We start from the raw sequence: 16231 nt of genomic DNA on the forward strand, positions 1-16231 counted from the left end.
TGAAATGCCAGGATTATTAGGAAAGAAAATCGGAATGACATCCGTATTCAGTGCCGAGGGAAAAAATCTTCCATGCACTGTTATCGAAGTAGGTCCTTGTGTGGTTACACAGATTAAAACACTGGAAAATGATGGTTATGAATCAGTTCAGTTGGGCTTCCAGGAAAAGAAGGAAAAGCATACAACTAAACCTGAATTAGGTCATTTCCAAAAAGCTGGAGTAACCCCAAAGAGACACTTGGCCGAGTTCAAGAGTTTTGAAACTGCGTATAATTTAGGTGATGTTATCACTGTAGATTATTTGGAAGATGCAGGGTTTGTAGATGTTATCGGAACATCTAAAGGAAAAGGTTTTCAAGGCGTTGTAAAACGTCATGGATTTGGTGGAGTTGGTCAGTCAACTCATGGTCAGCACAATCGTTTACGTGCTCCGGGTAGTATTGGTGCATGTTCTTATCCTGCAAAAGTATTTAAAGGAACAAGAATGGCCGGACAGATGGGTAATGCACGTGTGACTGTTCAGAACTTAGAAGTGATTAAGGTAATATCGGAACACAATCTTTTATTGGTGAAAGGATCTGTTCCTGGAGCAAAAGGTTCAATCGTATTAATTGAGAAATAATGGAACTGAGCGTATTAAATATTAAAGGAGAAGATACCGGAAGAAAGGTAACTTTGAATGATGCAATTTTTGGGATTGAACCAAATGATCATGCTATCTATCTGGATGTAAAACAATACATGGCTAATCAGAGACAAGGTACTCACAAGGCCAAAGAAAGAAGTGAAGTTTCCGGTAGTACGCGTAAACTTATCCGTCAGAAAGGAGGAGGTGGAGCTCGTCGAGGAGATATTAATTCCCCTGTTCTTGTTGGTGGTGGACGTGTGTTTGGTCCTAAACCCAGAGATTATAGTTTTAAACTGAATAAGAAATTAAAAGGTTTAGCTCGAAAATCTGCACTGAGTTATAAAGCTAAGGAAAATGCAATAGTTGTAATTGAAGATTTTTCATTTGAAACTCCCAAGACAAAAGAATTGATCTCTATTACTGAAAATCTGAAGGTTAGAGACTCTAAGCTGTTGTTTGTGTTTGCGGAAAGAAATAAATTCGTATATTTGTCGGCTCGAAATTTGAAAAAGACAAATGTGGTAATTGCTTCTGATTTAAATACATATAGAGTTCTTGATGCGAAGAATATTATTCTGACTGAGAGTTCTGTAGTTGCATTGGAAAACTTATTTAAAGCATAAGGAGATTGAATAATGGGAATAATTATTAAACCGATAATAACTGAGAAGCAAACTGCAATTACAGAAAAAATGCCTACCAGATATGGTTTTCGTGTTTCTCCTGATGCAAATAAGCTGGAGATTAAAAAGGCTATAGAAGATATGTATGGTGTTGCAGTTGTTGATGTTAATACGATGAACTATTCTGGGAAACGGAAAAGTCGTTATACAAAATCTGGAATCATCAATGGCAAACAAGCTTCGTTTAAGAAAGCAATCGTGACGTTGAAAGAAGGAGAATCTATTGATTTCTTTAGTAATATTTAAAAGAAATGGGAATACGTAAATTAAAGCCCACAACACCGGGGCAAAGACACAAGATTATTGGTGCATTTGATAAAATCACTGCAAGTACACCAGAAAAATCTCTTGTAGTTGGTAAGAAACGTACAGGTGGTCGTAATAACACCGGTAAAATGACAATGCGCTATATTGGTGGCGGTCATAAGCAAAAGTACAGATTAATCGATTTCAAGAGAAATAAAGATGGCGTTCCCGCAACAGTAAAATCGATTGAGTATGATCCGAATCGTACCTCTCGTATTGCATTGTTGTATTATGCTGATGGGGCAAAAGCATATATTCTTGCTCCTGAAGGCTTAGTTGTTGGCCAGACAGTGGTTTCAGGGAGTGATGTAGCTCCTGAGATTGGAAATACTTTGCCAATGGCAAAGATACCGGTAGGTACAATTATACATAATATTGAATTGCGTCCTGGACAAGGAGCCAAAATGGTTCGTTCGGCCGGAGCATTTGCTCAGTTGACGTCTCGTGAAGGAGATTATGTAATTATAAGAATGCCTTCAGGTGAAACTCGTAAGATTCTTTCTGCGTGTAAGGCTACAATCGGAAGTGTAGGAAATTCAGACCATGGTCTTGAAAAATCAGGTAAAGCCGGACGTTCTAGATGGCTTGGACGTCGTCCTCGTAACCGTGGGGTTGTTATGAACCCTGTTGATCACCCAATGGGTGGTGGTGAAGGACGTGCTTCAGGAGGACATCCTAGATCTCGTAAGGGCTTGTATGCAAAGGGCTTGAAAACAAGAGCTCCTAAGAAGCATTCTTCTAAGTATATAATTGAAAGAAGGAAAAAGTAATCTGATTAATTAAGTAAACTATGAGTCGTTCACTAAAAAAAGGCCCGTATATTAACGTAAAGCTTGAAAGTAAAGTCTTGGCAATGAATGAGTCAGGCAAAAAAGCTGTAATTAAGACATGGGCAAGAGCTTCAATGATTTCCCCTGATTTTGTGGGCCATACAATTGCAGTTCATAATGGTAATAAATTTATTCCTGTTTTTGTGACAGAAAACATGGTTGGTCATAAGTTGGGTGAATTTTCTCCCACGCGTACTTTTCGTGGTCATGCTGGAAACAAAAAGAAATAAGACAGGAATGTTTGGATTTGAAATAAAAAAGAATCAATAAAATGGGTGCTAGAAAAAGAATATCAGCTGAAGCAAGAAAAGAAGCCCTTAAGCAAGTATCTTTTGCAAAATTAAAGAATGTACCTACTTCTCCTCGAAAAATGCGATTAGTTGTTGACATGATTCGTGGAATGGAGGTTTTTAGAGCATTGGGTGTTCTCAAATTCTCAAATAAAGAAGCTGCAGCAAGAGTTGAAAAATTACTTCGTTCTGCTATTGCCAATTGGGAGCAAAAGAATGAACGTAAAGCAGAAACCGGTGAGTTATTCGTTTCATCGATAAGCGTTGATTGCGCTACGACGTTGAAAAGAATGCGACCTGCTCCTCAAGGTAGAGGTTATAGAATTCGTAAACGTTCTAATCACGTGACGATATTTGTAGATACGCTTAGTACAAACGAAAGTCAAAATTAATTTTAGATGGGACAGAAAGTTAATCCGATTAGTAATCGATTAGGAATCATCAAAGGTTGGGATTCTAATTGGTATGGAGGGAAAAATTACGGAGATACATTGTTGGAAGACACAAAGATTCGTAAATATTTGAACGCCCGTCTTGCCAAGGCTAGTGTATCGCGTATTGTTATCGAACGTACGTTGAAACTGATAACTATAACTGTTTGTACATCACGTCCGGGAATTATTATCGGAAAGGGTGGACAAGAGGTAGATAAGTTGAAGGAGGAATTGAAAAAGATAACAGATAAGGAAGTGCAGATCAATATCTTCGAGATAAAAAGACCTGAACTTGATGCTGTTATTGTTGCCAATAACATTGCTCGTCAGTTGGAAGGCAAGATTGCTTATCGTCGTGCTGTCAAAATGGCGATAGCTTCAACGATGAGAATGGGTGCTGAAGGAATTAAAATCCAGATTTCAGGACGTCTAAATGGTGCTGAAATGGCTCGTTCGGAAATGTATAAAGAGGGAAGAACTCCTTTGCATACATTTAGAGCAGACATTGACTATGCATTGGCAGAAGCACTCACTAAGGTTGGATTACTGGGTGTTAAAGTTTGGATTTGCCGTGGTGAAGTTTATGAGAAGAGAGATCTTGCCCCTTCATTTACAACATCAAAGGAAGTTGGCCGTCGTAACGAAGGTGGCGGTGGTAGAGAAAAGAACTTCAAAAGAAAAAAAACTAATCGTTAAACATTAGAACTTAGAAAAGATGTTACAACCAAAGAAAACGAAATTCAGAAGACAACAAAAAGGTCGTATGAAAGGTGAAGCTCAACGCGGTAACCAATTGGCTTTTGGGTCTTTTGGAATAAAATCGTTACAGAATAAATGGATTACGGGAAGACAGATTGAAGCTGCTCGTATTGCCGTAACTCGTTATATGCAACGTCAAGGGCAGGTTTGGGTAAGAATATTCCCTGATAAACCAATCACAAAAAAACCTGCTGAAGTACGTATGGGTAAAGGTAAAGGTTCTCCTGAAGGATTTGTTGCTCCGGTAACTCCAGGAAGATTGATTTTTGAGATCGAAGGAGTACCTTTTGATGTGGCTAAAGAAGCATTGCGTTTGGCTGCTCAAAAACTTCCGGTGACAACAAAATTTGTTGTGAGACGTGACTATGACATGCAAAATCAAAATGCGTAAATGTTATGAAGATAGCAGAAATAAGAGAATTGACAACCGCAGAATTGCGTGAAAGAGTAGATGCTGAGATCGTAGCTTTAGATCAAAAAGTTATTGGACATAGTATTTCTCCGTTAGAAAATCCTGCTCAGATTAAGAGACAACGCAGAACGATTGCTCGTATGATGACTGAGTTGCGATGGAGAGAAATAAATAACAAATAATCAATGAGCCTGATGGAAACAAGAAATTTAAGAAAAGAAAGAACGGGCGTTGTTTTTAGCAATAAAATGGATAAAAGCATCACAGTAGCTGTGAAGTGGAAAGAAAAACATCCGATTTATGGTAAATTTGTTAATAAAACAAAGAAATATCACGCTCATGATGAAAAGAATGAATGCCAAATAGGGGATACCGTGAAAATCATGGAAACAAGACCCTTGAGCAAGACTAAAAGATGGAGATTAGTTCAAATAATCGAAAGAGCGAAGTAATATGATACAACAAGAATCAAGATTAGTAGTTGCAGATAATAGCGGAGCAAAGGAAGCTTTGTGTATTCGTGTTTTAGGTGGAACCAGAAAGCGTTATGCAACAGTTGGGGATGTGATTGTAGTTGCAATTAAAAGTGTTATACCTTCAAGTGATGTAAAGAAGGGCGCTGTCTCTAAGGCTATTATTGTTCGTACAAAGAAAGAAATCCGTCGTCAGGATGGATCTTATATTCGTTTTGACGATAATGCATGTGTTTTATTAAATGCAGGAGGTGATATTCGTGGTAGTCGTATTTTTGGTCCAGTTGCCAGAGAATTACGTACTACAAATATGAAGATTGTTTCACTTGCTCCGGAAGTATTATAATTTATACATTTTAGATAATGAGTAAGTTACATATCAAAAAAGGCGATGTTGTTTTTGTAAATACCGGAATAGATAAGGGTAAAACTGGACGTGTATTGCAGGTTCTGGTTAAAGAAAGCAAAGCAATAGTTGAAGGTGTTAAGATGGTTTCGAAACACACTAAGCCTAACGCAAAAAATCCACAAGGTGGAATTGAGAAAAAAGAAGCTCCGATTCATCTTTCTAATTTAAATGTTTTAGATCCAAAGTCTGGTAAACCAACGAGGATAGGACGAAAGTTGAATGATAAGGGTATATTAGTGCGTTATTCAAAAAAATCAGGGGAGGAAATAAAGTAATGAGCAATACTGCCAGTCTAAAGAAAGAGTATCAGGATAGAATTGTTCCTGCTTTGACTAAAGAGTTTGGATATAAATCAATAATGCAAGTTCCAGTATTGAAGAAGATTGTTATTAATCAAGGACTGGGTTCTGCAACAGCCGACAAGAAGATAATAGATGTTGCAGTGGCTGAATTGGGATTGATAACTGGACAAAAAGCTGTAGCAACAGTCTCTAAGAAGGATATTTCAAATTTCAAGTTAAGAAAGAAGATGCCAATTGGTGTAATGGTTACATTACGTCGTGAAAAAATGTATGAATTCTTAGAAAGATTAGTTCGTGTTGCTCTTCCACGTATTCGTGACTTTAAAGGAATTGAAAGTAAGTTGGACGGACGTGGTAATTACACGTTAGGTGTTCAAGAGCAAATCATTTTTCCTGAAATTAATATTGATAATATTACAAAGATATTAGGAATGAATATTACCTTTGTGACTTCCGCGAAAACGGATGAAGAAGGGTATGCTCTGTTGAGAGAGTTTGGATTGCCTTTTAAGAATAATAAAAAAGATTGATATATGGCAAAAGAATCAATGAAGGCTCGTGAGGTGAAAAGAGCTAAGCTTGTTGCTAAATATGCAGAAAAAAGAGCTAAACTCAAAGCCGAAGGTAATTACGATGCTTTACAATCACTACCTAAAAATGCGTCACCTGTAAGATTACATAACAGATGTAAAATTACGGGTCGTCCTAAAGGTTATATCCGCCAGTTTGGAATATCACGAATTCAATTTCGTGAGATGGCTTCAAATGGATTGATACCAGGAGTGAAAAAAGCAAGTTGGTGAGACCGTAGTTTTAAATATTGTCCGGAAAGTCCGGATCAATTTAATTTATATAATAATGACAGATCCTATAGCAGATTATTTAACGAGGTTGCGTAATGCAATAAAGGCTAATCACAGAGTTGTAGAAGTGCCAGCCTCAAATTTAAAAAAAGAAATTACAAAGATTCTTTTTGACAAAGGGTATATTTTAAACTACAAGTTTGTAGAGGATGGCCCTCAAGGCAGTATTAAAATTGCTTTGAAATATGATTTAGTGAACAAAGTTAATGCCATCAAGGTCTTAAAGAGAGTGTCTACTCCAGGTTTGCGTAAGTATGTAGGGTATAAAGATGCCCCAAGAGTATTAAATGGTTTGGGAATAGCTATTATATCTACTTCCAAAGGTGTAATGACAGATAAGGAAATCCGAGATCTTAAAATCGGAGGAGAAGTGTTGTGTTACATTTATTAATTGAAGGAGGAAGTAAGTATGTCTAGAATAGGAAAATTACCAATACATATTCCAACGGGAGTTATTGTAACAGTGAAAGACTCTGTTGTGACAGTAAAAGGACCAAAAGGAGAGTTAAGTCAATCAATTAATCCTGATATCCAAGTTAAAATTGAGGATAACGATATTCAATTGGATAGACCAACAGATGAAAGAAGCCACAAAGCTTTACATGGTCTTTATCGATCTCTGATAAATAATATGGTTATTGGAGTATCTGAAGGATATAAAAAAGAATTAGAATTAGTTGGTGTTGGATATCGTGTATCTAACACGGGACAGCTATTAGATTTTTCTTTAGGCTATACTCATAATATCTATTTGATGTTGCCTAAGGAGATAAAGGTTGAAACAAAAACGGAGAGAAATAAGAGTCCTCTTGTTATTTTAGAGTCTGCCGATAAACAGTTGATAGGTCAGGTTTGTGCAAAAATCCGATCTTTTAGAAAACCTGAACCATACAAAGGAAAAGGTATTAAATTTGTTGGTGAGGTTATTAGAAGGAAATCTGGTAAATCAGCAGGAAAATAATCTATTAAAACTGGAATTAGCATGACAACAAAAGAAGAAAGAAGAAAAAAAATAAAACAACGCGTTCGTAGTAAAATCGTTGGAACGACTGAACGTCCGCGTTTGACTGTTTTCAGAAGCAATAAACAAATTTATGCCCAAATAATTGATGATACTAAAGGAGCAACGATTGCTGCTGTTTCATCCTTGAAAATAGAAAAAACTGAGGCAAAAAAGGCTATTGCAGCAAAAGTGGGAGAACAAATAGCTATAAGTGCAATTGAAGCTGGAGTTCAAACTGTTGTATTTGATCGTAACGGCTACTTATATCATGGCAGAATTAAAGAATTGGCAGATGCTGCACGCAATGGAGGTCTTAAATTTTAATAAAGATGGTAGGAAATAAAAATAGAATAAAATCGACTAACGATATTGAACTAAAAGACCGTTTAGTTGCGATAAATCGTGTTACTAAAGTGACAAAAGGTGGACGAACTTTTAGTTTTGCTGCGATCGTTGTTGTTGGTAACGAAGACGGAATCGTTGGATGGGGGCTTGGTAAAGCTGGTGAAGTAACTACTGCTATAGCAAAAGGCGTTGAAGCTGCGAAGAAAAATTTAATTCGTGTACCCGTTCATAAAGGAACAATTCCGCATGAACAGATTGCAAAATTTGGAGGTGCAGAAGTTCTTCTTAAGCCAGCAACATTGGGTACTGGAGTAAAAGCCGGAGGTGCTATGCGTGCAGTTTTGGAAAGTGTTGGTGTGACAGATGTATTGGCAAAGTCGAAAGGATCTTCTAACCCTCATAATTTAGTTAAGGCTACTATTGAGGCTTTAGGAGAGTTGAGAAGCCCATTTGATGTTGCTCAAAATAGAGGAGTATCAGTAGAAAGAGTGTTCAAAGGTTAATTTTGTGTGAAAATGGCAACAATTAAAGTAAAACAAATAAAAAGCAGAATTAAATGTCCTGCAGATCAGAAAAAAACTTTAGATGCTTTGGGGCTAAGAAAGTTGAATCGTACAGTTGAGCACGAAGCTACTCCATCGATTTTAGGGATGATTGAAAAAGTGAAACATTTAGTTTCAGTTGAAAAATAAATAGTAGTTATAATTTACAGACTAAAGATATGAATTTATCAAATTTAAAGCCTGCTGCTGGATCTACAAAAACAAGAAAGAGAATTGGTCGTGGACCAGGCTCTGGCTTGGGTGGCACTTCTACCAGAGGGCATAAAGGGGCGAAGTCAAGATCTGGATATTCGCGGAAGATTGGATTTGAAGGAGGTCAAATGCCAATTCAGAGACGTCTTCCAAAATTTGGATTTAAGAATATAAATAGAGTAGAATATAAAGCAATTAATCTTTCTGTATTGCAACAATTGGCTGAGAAGGAGAGTTTGGCTAAGATTGGATTAGATGATTTGATAAATGCCGGTTTTATTTCTTCTAATCAGTTAGTGAAAATACTTGGTAACGGTAGTTTAAACTTGAGTCTCGAGGTTGCTGCTCATGCATTTTCAAAGAGTGCAGAGGCTGTGATACAAGCTGCTGGCGGAACAGTTGTAAAACTCTAAGATATGAGAGCAATTGAAACTATAAAGAATATTTGGAAAATTGAGGATTTGAGAAATCGAATCCTCACTACTTTGCTTTTAATAGCTATTTATCGTTTTGGTACTTATGTAGTGCTTCCAGGTATTGACCCTAAAGCGTTAACCGCTCTACAAGAACAAACAAGAGGTGGATTGTTAGCTTTACTTGATATGTTTTCCGGAGGAGCTTTTTCTAATGCTTCTATTTTTGCATTAGGTATAATGCCATATATTTCTGCTTCTATTGTTATGCAGTTGTTAGCAATTGCGGTACCTTCTTTTCAAAAAATGCAAAGAGAAGGAGAAAGTGGTAGAAAAAAGATTAATCAATATACCCGCTATTTAACTATTGCAATTTTGTTATTACAAGGACCAACTTACTTGATTAACCTTAGTGTACAACTTAAAGCGGTAGGAGCTTCTTTGCCTGCTAATGTTTGGTTTACGGTTTCTTCTACAATAATATTGGCAGCGGGTAGTATGTTTATTCTTTGGTTAGGAGAAAGGATTACTGATAAAGGAGTTGGAAATGGTATCTCTTTTATTATTTTAGTAGGAATTATCGCTCGATTACCTCATTCTTTATTTCAAGAATTTATTTCAAGAACTACTGATAAAACAGGAGGGCTTGTAATGTTTTTAATTGAAATGTTGTTTTTATTATTTGTAATTGCTGGGGCAATTTTATTAGTTCAAGGTGTAAGGAAAGTTCCTGTACAGTATGCTAAAAGAATTGTTGGTAACAAGCAATACGGTGGTGCTCGACAATACATTCCTTTAAAAGTTAATGCAGCCAACGTTATGCCAATTATTTTTGCTCAGGCTATAATGTTCATTCCAATATCTATTGTCGGTTTTGCAAACTCAGAGAATACAAGCCCATTTTGGTCTGCATTTATGGATAATACAGGCTTTTGGTACAATTTTGTTTTTGCTGTTTTAATTATTTTATTTACTTATTTTTATACAGCAATAACGATTAATCCAACGCAGATGGCCGATGATTTGAAGAGAAATAATGGTTTTATTCCTGGTATAAAACCTGGTAAAGAAACTAAAGATTATCTTGATTCTATAATGGATCGTATAACTTTGCCTGGTGCTTTCTTTTTGGCTTTGGTGGCTATAATGCCTGCTTTTGCTAGGATTGCTGGAGTGAGTATGGATTTTTCTCAATTTTTTGGAGGAACATCTTTATTGATTTTAGTTGGTGTTGTTTTAGATACATTACAACAAATAGAGAGTCATCTTCTTATGCGACATTATGATGGGTTACTTAAATCAGGAAGAATTAAAGGACGTTCAGGAGCTGTAGGAGCTTATTGATAATTGTTAAAATGATATATCTAAAAACAAATGAAGAGATTGAGTTAATGTATTTGGCTAATCAATTAGTAGGTAAGACCCTTGGAGAATTAGCTAAATATATTAAACCGGGAGTTTCAACATTAGAATTGGATAAAATTGCAGAATCTTTCATAAGAGATAATGGTGCGCAACCTGCATTCCTTGGTTATGGAGGGTTTCCGAATTCTATCTGTACCTCAGTAAATGAACAAGTAGTTCATGGAATACCATCGAATAAAGCTATCTTAAAAGAAGGTGACATTATTTCGGTAGATTGTGGAACAGTCTTAAATGGTTTTGTAGGTGATTCTGCATATACCTTTGCTGTTGGAGAAGTTGATGATGAAACTCAAAAGCTATTAACTGTGACGCGTGAGGCGCTGTATGTTGGGATAAATAATGCAGTTGAAGGAAAACGTGTTGGTGATATAAGTGCCTCTGTACAAGAATATTGTGAGAAGAACGGTTATTCTGTTGTTCGCGAACTTGTAGGTCATGGTATTGGTAAACAAATGCATGAATCTCCAGAAGTTCCCAATTATGGGAGAAAAGGTAGCGGAAGTTTGCTGCGGGAAGGTATGTGTATCTGTATTGAACCAATGATTAATCTTGGTAAGAGAAATGTTGTGTTTGAAAAAGATGGTTGGACGGTACGAACAAAAGATCGACGACCATCAGCTCATTTTGAACATTGTATAGCAATACAATCTGGTTCGGCTCGTATCTTATCATCATTTAGTTTTTTGGAAGAAGTTTTAGAAAACAGGCATAATTGTTAATTTTTTATGGCTAAGCAATCAGCAATAGAACAAGATGGAGTAATTGTAGAAGCATTATCGAATGCTATGTTTCGTGTCGAGTTGGAAAATGGACACGAGATAACAGCTCATATTTCCGGTAAAATGCGAATGCATTATATTAAAATACTTCCTGGTGATAAAGTGAGGGTGGAAATGTCACCATACGATTTAACAAAAGGAAGAATTTCGTTTAGATATAAATAATAAAAATATAGAGAAATGAAAGTAAGAGCATCGTTGAAGAAGCGTACGCCTGAATGTAAAATTATTCGTAGAAAAGGGCGTCTGTATGTTATAAACAAGAAAAATCCTAAATATAAACAACGTCAAGGATAATTTCTTATTTTTGCAAACTAATAATTAAGATTAAAATATGGCTATAAGAATAGTAGGTGTAGATTTGCCACAGAATAAGAGAGGTGAGATAGCTTTGACTTATATTTATGGTATAGGTCGTAGTGCTGCAAATTCTATATTAGAGAAGGCTGGCATAGATCGTGACATAAAAGTAAAAGATTGGACTGATGATCAAGCAGCAAAAGTACGTGAAGTAATAGGGCTTGAATACAAAGTAGAAGGAGACCTTCGTTCAGAGGTTCAGCTGAACATAAAACGTTTGATGGACATTGGTTGTTATCGTGGCGTGAGACATCGTATTGGCTTACCGTTGCGAGGACAGAGTACAAAAAATAATGCTCGTACACGTAAGGGAAGAAAGAAAACAGTTGCAAATAAGAAAAAAGCTACTAAATAATATTTGATATGGCAAAAAAAACAGTTGTTGCAAAAAAAAGAAATGTTAAAGTAGAAGCGTATGGCCAAGCGCACATACATTCTTCTTTTAATAATATAATAGTTACACTTGCAAATGGCGACGGCCAAGTTATTAGCTGGTCATCAGCTGGTAAAATGGGATTTAGAAGTTCAAAGAAAAACACTCCTTATGCAGCACAAATGGCTGCTCAAGATTGTGCTAAAGTTGCTTTTGACTTAGGCTTGAGAAAAGTAAAAGTTTTCGTTAAAGGACCTGGTAATGGACGTGAGTCTGCTATCAGAACTATACATGGTGCAGGTATTGAAGTTACAGAAATTGTTGATGTTACTCCTTTACCACATAATGGATGTCGTCCTCCGAAAAAGAGACGAGTATAATTTATTAATGTTTGAATTTGAAAAGGTAAAATGATTATATACACCTTACCCTCTCTATAATCGCGGCTGAACTTTTTCAAATTTATATTGAATCAAAAATAAAAATAATGGCAAGATATACTGGACCTAAAACAAGAATAGCTCGAAAATTTGGAGAAGCTATATTTGGACCTGATAAGGTACTTTCAAAAAAGAACTACCCTCCTGGACAACACGGTAATTCAAGAAAGAGAAAAACTTCTGAATACGGTATTCAATTACGTGAAAAGCAGAAAGCAAAATATACTTATGGCGTTTTAGAGAAACAATTTAGAAATCTCTTTGAAAAAGCATCACGTTCAAAAGGTATTACCGGTGAAGTATTGTTACAATTGTTAGAATGCCGTTTAGACAATATTGTTTATCGGTTAGGTATAGCTCCAACAAGAGCAGCCGCAAGACAATTGGTTTCTCATAGACATATTACTGTTGATGGTAAAGTTGTGAATATTCCATCATATGCTGTAAAACCAAGTCAAGTAATTGGTGTTAGAGAAAAATCCAAATCATTAGAAGTTATATCTGATGCTTTGTCTGGCTTTAACCATAGTAAGTATCCTTGGATTGAGTGGGATTCTGCTTCTTTAAACGGTAAGTTTTTACACATTCCTGAAAGAAGTGATATACCAGAAAATATAAAAGAACAGCTGATTGTAGAATTGTATTCTAAATAATAAAATTGATTCCATGGCGATATTAGCATTTCAAAAACCCGATAAAGTATTAATGTTGGAAGCGGATAACTTCTTCGGTAAATTCGAGTTCCGTCCATTAGAGCCCGGTTATGGCATAACAATAGGTAATGCTTTACGCCGTATTCTCTTGTCATCACTTGAAGGTTTTGCTATTACATCAATTAAAATAGATGGAATTGACCATGAATTCGGAACAATTCCAGGCGTTTTAGAGGATGTAACAAATATTATTTTAAATCTAAAAAAAGTTAGGTTTAAACACATTGTAGAAGATATCGAAAGTGAGAAAGTTAGTATTTCAGTTTCGGGAACAGAAGTGTTTAAGGCGGGTGATATCGGTAGGCATTTAACAGGCTTTGAAGTATTAAACCCTGAATTAGTGGTTTGTAAATTAGATCCTAATGCCAGTTTCCATATTGAATTGTCTATAAATAAAGGGCGTGGATATATTCCAGCTGATGAAAACAGAGAATTAGTTTCGGATTTACAAGGAATTGCAATTGATTCAATTTTTACACCAATTCGTAATGTTAAATATTCAATTGAAAATTTCCGTGTGGAGCAAAAAACAGACTATGAAAAATTAGTGTTGGAGATTGCCACTGATGGTTCGATTCATCCCAAAGACGCTTTAAAGGAAGCAGCTAAGATTTTGATACATCATTTTATGTTGTTTTCAGATGAAAAGATTGCTATTGAAACATCAGATACGGAAGGAAATGAAGAATTTGATGAAGAAGTACTTCATATGCGCCAACTGCTTAAGAGTAAGTTGTCAGATATGGATCTTTCAGTCCGTGCTTTGAATTGTTTGAAGGCGGCAGATGTTGAAACTTTAGGTGAATTGGTTAAATTCAATAAAAATGATTTATTGAAGTTCAGAAACTTCGGAAAGAAATCATTAACTGAATTAGATGAATTACTGGAAAGCCTGAATCTTTCTTTCGGCATGGATACTGGTAAATATAAATTAGACAAAGAGTAACTAAGATGAGACATAATAAAAAATTTAATCATTTAGGTCGTACAAATACTCATAGAGCAGCTATGCTTTCGAATATGGCTACTTCGTTGATTTTACATAAACGTATTTTTACGACAACTGCAAAAGCTAAAGCTTTGCGTAAATATGTTGAGCCTCTGATTACTAAAGCAAAAGAAGATACCACTCATTCAAGACGTATCGTTTTTAGTAGTTTGAAAAATAAATATTCTGTAACGGAACTGTTTAATGATGTGGCTCAAAAGGTCGGAGAACGTCCCGGAGGTTATACTCGCATTATTAAAACAGGGAATCGTTTAGGTGATAATGCAGCGATGTGTTTTATTGAATTAGTAGATTACAATGAAAACATGTTAAAGGAGACTAAAAAAGCTCCGAAGGCTAGACGTCAGAGAAAAAAATCTGCTGCTGTAGCTGATGAGGCTGCACCTTCTCAACCTACAACTGAAGAAACATTAGATGTTTCTTCAGAAACAAAAGAATAACGATAAAAAAGTTATCCATAAAAAAGCCTGTCTGTTGTAAACGGACAGGCTTTTTTGTTGTAAATGTCTTTTTATTGGTAGCTGTTTCAGCTTTATTTTAATAAAGATTGTTCATAACACAGACATTTAAATCTGCTTTTCCGTTTATCGCTTCAACAAAAGCCTTAAAGTGTGTCGTTTCATTGTGTATATTAATTGCTTCTTGCGATTTCCATACTTCGATAAAAGCATAGGTTAGCGGCGTATTTGATTTTCCTAATTCATAATATACACATCCTTCCTCTGCTCGAGATCCTGCTACAACTGCAGAAGCTGCTTTCTCGAAGTCTGCCGTGAAACTTTCATCTTTCAATGTGACAATGGCAACAATACGTAAAGCATCTTTGGGGAGTTCTACTGTCTTTTCAATAATTGGAGTTTTTACGATTTCCTCCGTTTGCGCCGGCTGTTGTTTACATGATGAAAATAGTGCGCTGCCTGCAACTATTAATGTAATCAAAAAGGCTTGTTTCATTTTTATTTGTTTTTGTTAGTTGGACAATACATAGCAAAAATACTTCTTTTTGTCGAAAAAATATCCTATTTGATAAGACAAAAGTATTAAATGTCGTCCAGAAGCCTTTATTTGTCGATGTATTCCGTTTTAAATATGTTGATCAATAAAAAAAACAAGGATAAGAGTAGAGGACCGAAAATGACTCCCCAAAAACCAAATAAAGATAGTCCCATGATGACACCAAATACCGTAATCAAAGGATGAGTGTCTGCTAACCTCTTTTGTAGGATAAAACGAATGACATTATCTATGTTTGTTAAAATCACAAGAGCGTATATTAGCAAGCCAATAGCGCTAACCCAGTTGGACGTTAAAGCGAAATAGACACATAGCGGAACCCACACTATTCCTGTTCCCAGCAGTGGTATAATAGTGGCGAAGCAGGTGATGACACTAAACAATAAGGCACTTGGCACTCCAAATATTAAATATCCGATAAAAGCGAATACACCTTGAATAATAGCAAGTAAAGGTATCCCAATCGCATTAGATAACACTAATCGTTTTATTTCATCCATTACATGCGATTTGTTTTTGTCATTAAATGGTAGTAGAGCATAAACATAACTCTCTAATTTTCGTCCGCTAATCAACATAAAGTAGAGAAAGAATATTAGTACAACAGAATTTACTACAATATTACTTACCTGTCCAATAAGGACTTGAATCCCTCTGGTAGCATAACTTGTAATCGTTCCTAAGTTGCCCACACTTAATAAATCGTATCCTGTCTTTTCTTGTACAAGCGTAATGAATTGTTGTACAAATGCAATCAAAGGGGCAATGTCTAAATTTACGTGCTTTATTTTCCCAAGCAACATCCATATGACCAGAAACGTAGGAATCAGAATGCATAAGATTACTTCAGATATGACTAATAACGCTGCTCCTGTCTGATTGATTCTTTTCTTTTCCACAAGAAAAAACATCTGTTTCCTAAGAAGTACATACATGGTGAAAGCTCCTAACAGACCTGTAAAGAAAGGGCGGAATTGATTGAATAAAATAATTCCGATAAAAACAATCAATATAATTAAAGAGTATTTCCAATAATTTTCCTTCAATGTTGCCATATATGAATAAATATCAAAAGATTATTGAAGCAAATCTACAGTAAAAAATTGAATATAAATAGATCAAATAAAAAAATGGAATCTTTCTGTTGTTTCGTCTGAATTTTGACAACAACAGTTATATACGCTCTTTTGTTCATGTTTTTTTCTTTTTAATA

31 protein-coding genes are annotated in these 16231 nt (G+C 35.7%); 29 read left to right on the forward strand and 2 right to left on the reverse strand.

The window, feature by feature from the left end; all coding sequences use genetic code 11:
* Nucleotides 1–4 precede the first annotated feature (4 nt).
* The 29 genes from rplC (at nucleotide 5) to rplQ (ending at nucleotide 14444) form a co-directional block, all read left to right on the forward strand.
* Entirely contained in the window at nucleotides 5–622 is a 618-nt protein-coding gene (rplC, locus tag PHT93_RS05105) for a 50S ribosomal protein L3 (RefSeq protein ID WP_300240292.1), read from the forward strand.
* Nucleotides 622–1251, forward strand: a complete 630-nt coding sequence (gene rplD / locus PHT93_RS05110) for a 50S ribosomal protein L4 (protein ID WP_300240294.1) — start codon at nucleotides 622–624, stop codon at nucleotides 1249–1251. Before rplC ends, rplD begins: the two co-directional genes overlap by 1 nt.
* A gap of 12 nt (nucleotides 1252–1263) precedes the next feature.
* Nucleotides 1264–1557: a 50S ribosomal protein L23 gene (gene rplW, locus PHT93_RS05115; RefSeq protein WP_300240298.1), complete on the forward strand. Its 294-nt coding sequence runs from the start codon at nucleotides 1264–1266 to the stop codon at nucleotides 1555–1557.
* A 5-nt stretch (nucleotides 1558–1562) separates the two neighbouring features.
* The gene (gene rplB / locus PHT93_RS05120; protein ID WP_300240301.1) at nucleotides 1563–2387 is read left to right on the forward strand and encodes a 50S ribosomal protein L2; all 825 of its coding nucleotides are present in this window, start codon (nucleotides 1563–1565) and stop codon (nucleotides 2385–2387) included.
* A 20-nt stretch (nucleotides 2388–2407) separates the two neighbouring features.
* Complete coding sequence (rpsS, locus tag PHT93_RS05125; RefSeq protein ID WP_300240304.1) at nucleotides 2408–2677, forward strand: 30S ribosomal protein S19; 270 nt, start codon at nucleotides 2408–2410, stop codon at nucleotides 2675–2677.
* Nucleotides 2678–2718: 41 nt separating this feature from the next.
* A complete protein-coding gene (gene rplV / locus PHT93_RS05130; RefSeq protein WP_300240307.1) occupies nucleotides 2719–3129 on the forward strand; it encodes a 50S ribosomal protein L22 in 411 nt (136 codons plus the stop codon).
* Between the two features lie 6 nt (nucleotides 3130–3135).
* A complete protein-coding gene (gene rpsC / locus PHT93_RS05135; protein ID WP_300240310.1) occupies nucleotides 3136–3867 on the forward strand; it encodes a 30S ribosomal protein S3 in 732 nt (243 codons plus the stop codon).
* A gap of 19 nt (nucleotides 3868–3886) precedes the next feature.
* Entirely contained in the window at nucleotides 3887–4321 is a 435-nt protein-coding gene (gene rplP, locus PHT93_RS05140) for a 50S ribosomal protein L16 (protein WP_300240312.1), read from the forward strand.
* Between the two features lie 5 nt (nucleotides 4322–4326).
* Entirely contained in the window at nucleotides 4327–4524 is a 198-nt protein-coding gene (gene rpmC, locus PHT93_RS05145) for a 50S ribosomal protein L29 (RefSeq protein WP_300240314.1), read from the forward strand.
* A 3-nt stretch (nucleotides 4525–4527) separates the two neighbouring features.
* Nucleotides 4528–4794 (forward strand): 30S ribosomal protein S17, encoded by a 267-nt coding sequence (gene rpsQ, locus PHT93_RS05150; RefSeq protein ID WP_300240316.1) that lies wholly within the window; start codon nucleotides 4528–4530, stop codon nucleotides 4792–4794.
* A gap of 1 nt (nucleotide 4795) precedes the next feature.
* A complete protein-coding gene (gene rplN, locus PHT93_RS05155; RefSeq protein WP_300240319.1) occupies nucleotides 4796–5161 on the forward strand; it encodes a 50S ribosomal protein L14 in 366 nt (121 codons plus the stop codon).
* Between the two features lie 17 nt (nucleotides 5162–5178).
* A complete protein-coding gene (gene rplX / locus PHT93_RS05160; protein ID WP_300240321.1) occupies nucleotides 5179–5499 on the forward strand; it encodes a 50S ribosomal protein L24 in 321 nt (106 codons plus the stop codon).
* Nucleotides 5499–6056, forward strand: coding sequence for a 50S ribosomal protein L5 (rplE, locus tag PHT93_RS05165; protein WP_300240323.1), 558 nt, complete (start codon nucleotides 5499–5501; stop codon nucleotides 6054–6056). Before rplX ends, rplE begins: the two co-directional genes overlap by 1 nt.
* Before the next feature lie 3 nt (nucleotides 6057–6059).
* Nucleotides 6060–6329: a 30S ribosomal protein S14 gene (gene rpsN / locus PHT93_RS05170; protein WP_300240325.1), complete on the forward strand. Its 270-nt coding sequence runs from the start codon at nucleotides 6060–6062 to the stop codon at nucleotides 6327–6329.
* Nucleotides 6330–6384: 55 nt separating this feature from the next.
* A complete protein-coding gene (rpsH, locus tag PHT93_RS05175; RefSeq protein ID WP_300240328.1) occupies nucleotides 6385–6780 on the forward strand; it encodes a 30S ribosomal protein S8 in 396 nt (131 codons plus the stop codon).
* A gap of 18 nt (nucleotides 6781–6798) precedes the next feature.
* Nucleotides 6799–7350 (forward strand): 50S ribosomal protein L6, encoded by a 552-nt coding sequence (rplF, locus tag PHT93_RS05180; RefSeq protein WP_300240330.1) that lies wholly within the window; start codon nucleotides 6799–6801, stop codon nucleotides 7348–7350.
* Between the two features lie 21 nt (nucleotides 7351–7371).
* Nucleotides 7372–7716, forward strand: a complete 345-nt coding sequence (gene rplR, locus PHT93_RS05185) for a 50S ribosomal protein L18 (RefSeq protein ID WP_300240332.1) — start codon at nucleotides 7372–7374, stop codon at nucleotides 7714–7716.
* A gap of 5 nt (nucleotides 7717–7721) precedes the next feature.
* Nucleotides 7722–8240, forward strand: a complete 519-nt coding sequence (rpsE, locus tag PHT93_RS05190) for a 30S ribosomal protein S5 (RefSeq protein WP_300240335.1) — start codon at nucleotides 7722–7724, stop codon at nucleotides 8238–8240.
* Nucleotides 8241–8252: 12 nt separating this feature from the next.
* Entirely contained in the window at nucleotides 8253–8429 is a 177-nt protein-coding gene (gene rpmD / locus PHT93_RS05195; RefSeq protein WP_300240338.1) for a 50S ribosomal protein L30, read from the forward strand.
* Between the two features lie 29 nt (nucleotides 8430–8458).
* Nucleotides 8459–8905: a 50S ribosomal protein L15 gene (rplO, locus tag PHT93_RS05200; RefSeq protein ID WP_300240339.1), complete on the forward strand. Its 447-nt coding sequence runs from the start codon at nucleotides 8459–8461 to the stop codon at nucleotides 8903–8905.
* A gap of 3 nt (nucleotides 8906–8908) precedes the next feature.
* Nucleotides 8909–10249, forward strand: a complete 1341-nt coding sequence (gene secY / locus PHT93_RS05205) for a preprotein translocase subunit SecY (protein ID WP_300240341.1) — start codon at nucleotides 8909–8911, stop codon at nucleotides 10247–10249.
* An 11-nt stretch (nucleotides 10250–10260) separates the two neighbouring features.
* Entirely contained in the window at nucleotides 10261–11049 is a 789-nt protein-coding gene (gene map / locus PHT93_RS05210; RefSeq protein ID WP_300240344.1) for a type I methionyl aminopeptidase, read from the forward strand.
* 6 nt (nucleotides 11050–11055) lie between these two features.
* Nucleotides 11056–11274 carry a translation initiation factor IF-1 gene (gene infA / locus PHT93_RS05215; protein WP_006841806.1) on the forward strand — a complete coding sequence of 73 codons (219 nt, stop codon included), beginning with the start codon at nucleotides 11056–11058 and terminating at the stop codon, nucleotides 11272–11274.
* Between the two features lie 15 nt (nucleotides 11275–11289).
* Complete coding sequence (gene ykgO / locus PHT93_RS05220; RefSeq protein ID WP_300240347.1) at nucleotides 11290–11406, forward strand: type B 50S ribosomal protein L36; 117 nt, start codon at nucleotides 11290–11292, stop codon at nucleotides 11404–11406.
* Nucleotides 11407–11443: 37 nt separating this feature from the next.
* A complete protein-coding gene (gene rpsM, locus PHT93_RS05225) occupies nucleotides 11444–11824 on the forward strand; it encodes a 30S ribosomal protein S13 (protein ID WP_300240349.1) in 381 nt (126 codons plus the stop codon).
* An 8-nt stretch (nucleotides 11825–11832) separates the two neighbouring features.
* Entirely contained in the window at nucleotides 11833–12222 is a 390-nt protein-coding gene (gene rpsK, locus PHT93_RS05230) for a 30S ribosomal protein S11 (RefSeq protein ID WP_300240352.1), read from the forward strand.
* Between the two features lie 107 nt (nucleotides 12223–12329).
* A complete protein-coding gene (rpsD, locus tag PHT93_RS05235) occupies nucleotides 12330–12935 on the forward strand; it encodes a 30S ribosomal protein S4 (RefSeq protein ID WP_300240355.1) in 606 nt (201 codons plus the stop codon).
* Between the two features lie 13 nt (nucleotides 12936–12948).
* A complete protein-coding gene (locus tag PHT93_RS05240; protein ID WP_300240358.1) occupies nucleotides 12949–13941 on the forward strand; it encodes a DNA-directed RNA polymerase subunit alpha in 993 nt (330 codons plus the stop codon).
* Nucleotides 13942–13946: 5 nt separating this feature from the next.
* Nucleotides 13947–14444, forward strand: a complete 498-nt coding sequence (rplQ, locus tag PHT93_RS05245) for a 50S ribosomal protein L17 (RefSeq protein ID WP_300240361.1) — start codon at nucleotides 13947–13949, stop codon at nucleotides 14442–14444.
* A gap of 97 nt (nucleotides 14445–14541) precedes the next feature.
* Here rplQ and PHT93_RS05250 read toward each other — a convergent pair whose 3' ends face one another.
* Both PHT93_RS05250 and PHT93_RS05255 read right to left on the reverse strand, forming a co-directional pair.
* The gene (locus tag PHT93_RS05250; RefSeq protein WP_300240364.1) at nucleotides 14542–14958 is read right to left on the reverse strand and encodes a putative quinol monooxygenase; all 417 of its coding nucleotides are present in this window, start codon (nucleotides 14956–14958) and stop codon (nucleotides 14542–14544) included.
* 107 nt (nucleotides 14959–15065) lie between these two features.
* The gene (locus tag PHT93_RS05255) at nucleotides 15066–16073 is read right to left on the reverse strand and encodes an AI-2E family transporter (RefSeq protein ID WP_300240366.1); all 1008 of its coding nucleotides are present in this window, start codon (nucleotides 16071–16073) and stop codon (nucleotides 15066–15068) included.
* Between the last annotated feature and the right edge of the window lie 158 nt (nucleotides 16074–16231).

Source organism: Massilibacteroides sp. (assembly GCF_028705895.1).
Lineage (GTDB): Bacteria > Bacteroidota > Bacteroidia > Bacteroidales > Tannerellaceae > Massilibacteroides.

Excerpts from the sequence above, each read along its gene's own strand:
- rplC (WP_300240292.1), top strand. The coding sequence starts at position 5 with ATGCCAGGATTATTAGGAAAGAAAATCGGAATGACATCCGTATTCAGT.
- rplD (WP_300240294.1), top strand. The coding sequence starts at position 622 with ATGGAACTGAGCGTATTAAATATTAAAGGAGAAGATACCGGAAGAAAG.
- rplW (WP_300240298.1), top strand. The coding sequence starts at position 1,264 with ATGGGAATAATTATTAAACCGATAATAACTGAGAAGCAAACTGCAATT.
- rplB (WP_300240301.1), top strand. The coding sequence starts at position 1,563 with ATGGGAATACGTAAATTAAAGCCCACAACACCGGGGCAAAGACACAAG.
- rpsS (WP_300240304.1), top strand. The coding sequence starts at position 2,408 with ATGAGTCGTTCACTAAAAAAAGGCCCGTATATTAACGTAAAGCTTGAA.
- rplV (WP_300240307.1), top strand. The coding sequence starts at position 2,719 with ATGGGTGCTAGAAAAAGAATATCAGCTGAAGCAAGAAAAGAAGCCCTT.
- rpsC (WP_300240310.1), top strand. The coding sequence starts at position 3,136 with ATGGGACAGAAAGTTAATCCGATTAGTAATCGATTAGGAATCATCAAA.
- rplP (WP_300240312.1), top strand. The coding sequence starts at position 3,887 with ATGTTACAACCAAAGAAAACGAAATTCAGAAGACAACAAAAAGGTCGT.
- rpmC (WP_300240314.1), top strand. The coding sequence starts at position 4,327 with ATGAAGATAGCAGAAATAAGAGAATTGACAACCGCAGAATTGCGTGAA.
- rpsQ (WP_300240316.1), top strand. The coding sequence starts at position 4,528 with ATGAGCCTGATGGAAACAAGAAATTTAAGAAAAGAAAGAACGGGCGTT.
- rplN (WP_300240319.1), top strand. The coding sequence starts at position 4,796 with ATGATACAACAAGAATCAAGATTAGTAGTTGCAGATAATAGCGGAGCA.
- rplX (WP_300240321.1), top strand. The coding sequence starts at position 5,179 with ATGAGTAAGTTACATATCAAAAAAGGCGATGTTGTTTTTGTAAATACC.
- rplE (WP_300240323.1), top strand. The coding sequence starts at position 5,499 with ATGAGCAATACTGCCAGTCTAAAGAAAGAGTATCAGGATAGAATTGTT.
- rpsN (WP_300240325.1), top strand. The coding sequence starts at position 6,060 with ATGGCAAAAGAATCAATGAAGGCTCGTGAGGTGAAAAGAGCTAAGCTT.
- rpsH (WP_300240328.1), top strand. The coding sequence starts at position 6,385 with ATGACAGATCCTATAGCAGATTATTTAACGAGGTTGCGTAATGCAATA.
- rplF (WP_300240330.1), top strand. The coding sequence starts at position 6,799 with ATGTCTAGAATAGGAAAATTACCAATACATATTCCAACGGGAGTTATT.
- rplR (WP_300240332.1), top strand. The coding sequence starts at position 7,372 with ATGACAACAAAAGAAGAAAGAAGAAAAAAAATAAAACAACGCGTTCGT.
- rpsE (WP_300240335.1), top strand. The coding sequence starts at position 7,722 with ATGGTAGGAAATAAAAATAGAATAAAATCGACTAACGATATTGAACTA.
- rpmD (WP_300240338.1), top strand. The coding sequence starts at position 8,253 with ATGGCAACAATTAAAGTAAAACAAATAAAAAGCAGAATTAAATGTCCT.
- rplO (WP_300240339.1), top strand. The coding sequence starts at position 8,459 with ATGAATTTATCAAATTTAAAGCCTGCTGCTGGATCTACAAAAACAAGA.
- secY (WP_300240341.1), top strand. The coding sequence starts at position 8,909 with ATGAGAGCAATTGAAACTATAAAGAATATTTGGAAAATTGAGGATTTG.
- map (WP_300240344.1), top strand. The coding sequence starts at position 10,261 with ATGATATATCTAAAAACAAATGAAGAGATTGAGTTAATGTATTTGGCT.
- infA (WP_006841806.1), top strand. The coding sequence starts at position 11,056 with ATGGCTAAGCAATCAGCAATAGAACAAGATGGAGTAATTGTAGAAGCA.
- ykgO (WP_300240347.1), top strand. The coding sequence starts at position 11,290 with ATGAAAGTAAGAGCATCGTTGAAGAAGCGTACGCCTGAATGTAAAATT.
- rpsM (WP_300240349.1), top strand. The coding sequence starts at position 11,444 with ATGGCTATAAGAATAGTAGGTGTAGATTTGCCACAGAATAAGAGAGGT.
- rpsK (WP_300240352.1), top strand. The coding sequence starts at position 11,833 with ATGGCAAAAAAAACAGTTGTTGCAAAAAAAAGAAATGTTAAAGTAGAA.
- rpsD (WP_300240355.1), top strand. The coding sequence starts at position 12,330 with ATGGCAAGATATACTGGACCTAAAACAAGAATAGCTCGAAAATTTGGA.
- PHT93_RS05240 (WP_300240358.1), top strand. The coding sequence starts at position 12,949 with ATGGCGATATTAGCATTTCAAAAACCCGATAAAGTATTAATGTTGGAA.
- rplQ (WP_300240361.1), top strand. The coding sequence starts at position 13,947 with ATGAGACATAATAAAAAATTTAATCATTTAGGTCGTACAAATACTCAT.
- PHT93_RS05250 (WP_300240364.1), bottom strand. The coding sequence starts at position 14,958 with ATGAAACAAGCCTTTTTGATTACATTAATAGTTGCAGGCAGCGCACTA.
- PHT93_RS05255 (WP_300240366.1), bottom strand. The coding sequence starts at position 16,073 with ATGGCAACATTGAAGGAAAATTATTGGAAATACTCTTTAATTATATTG.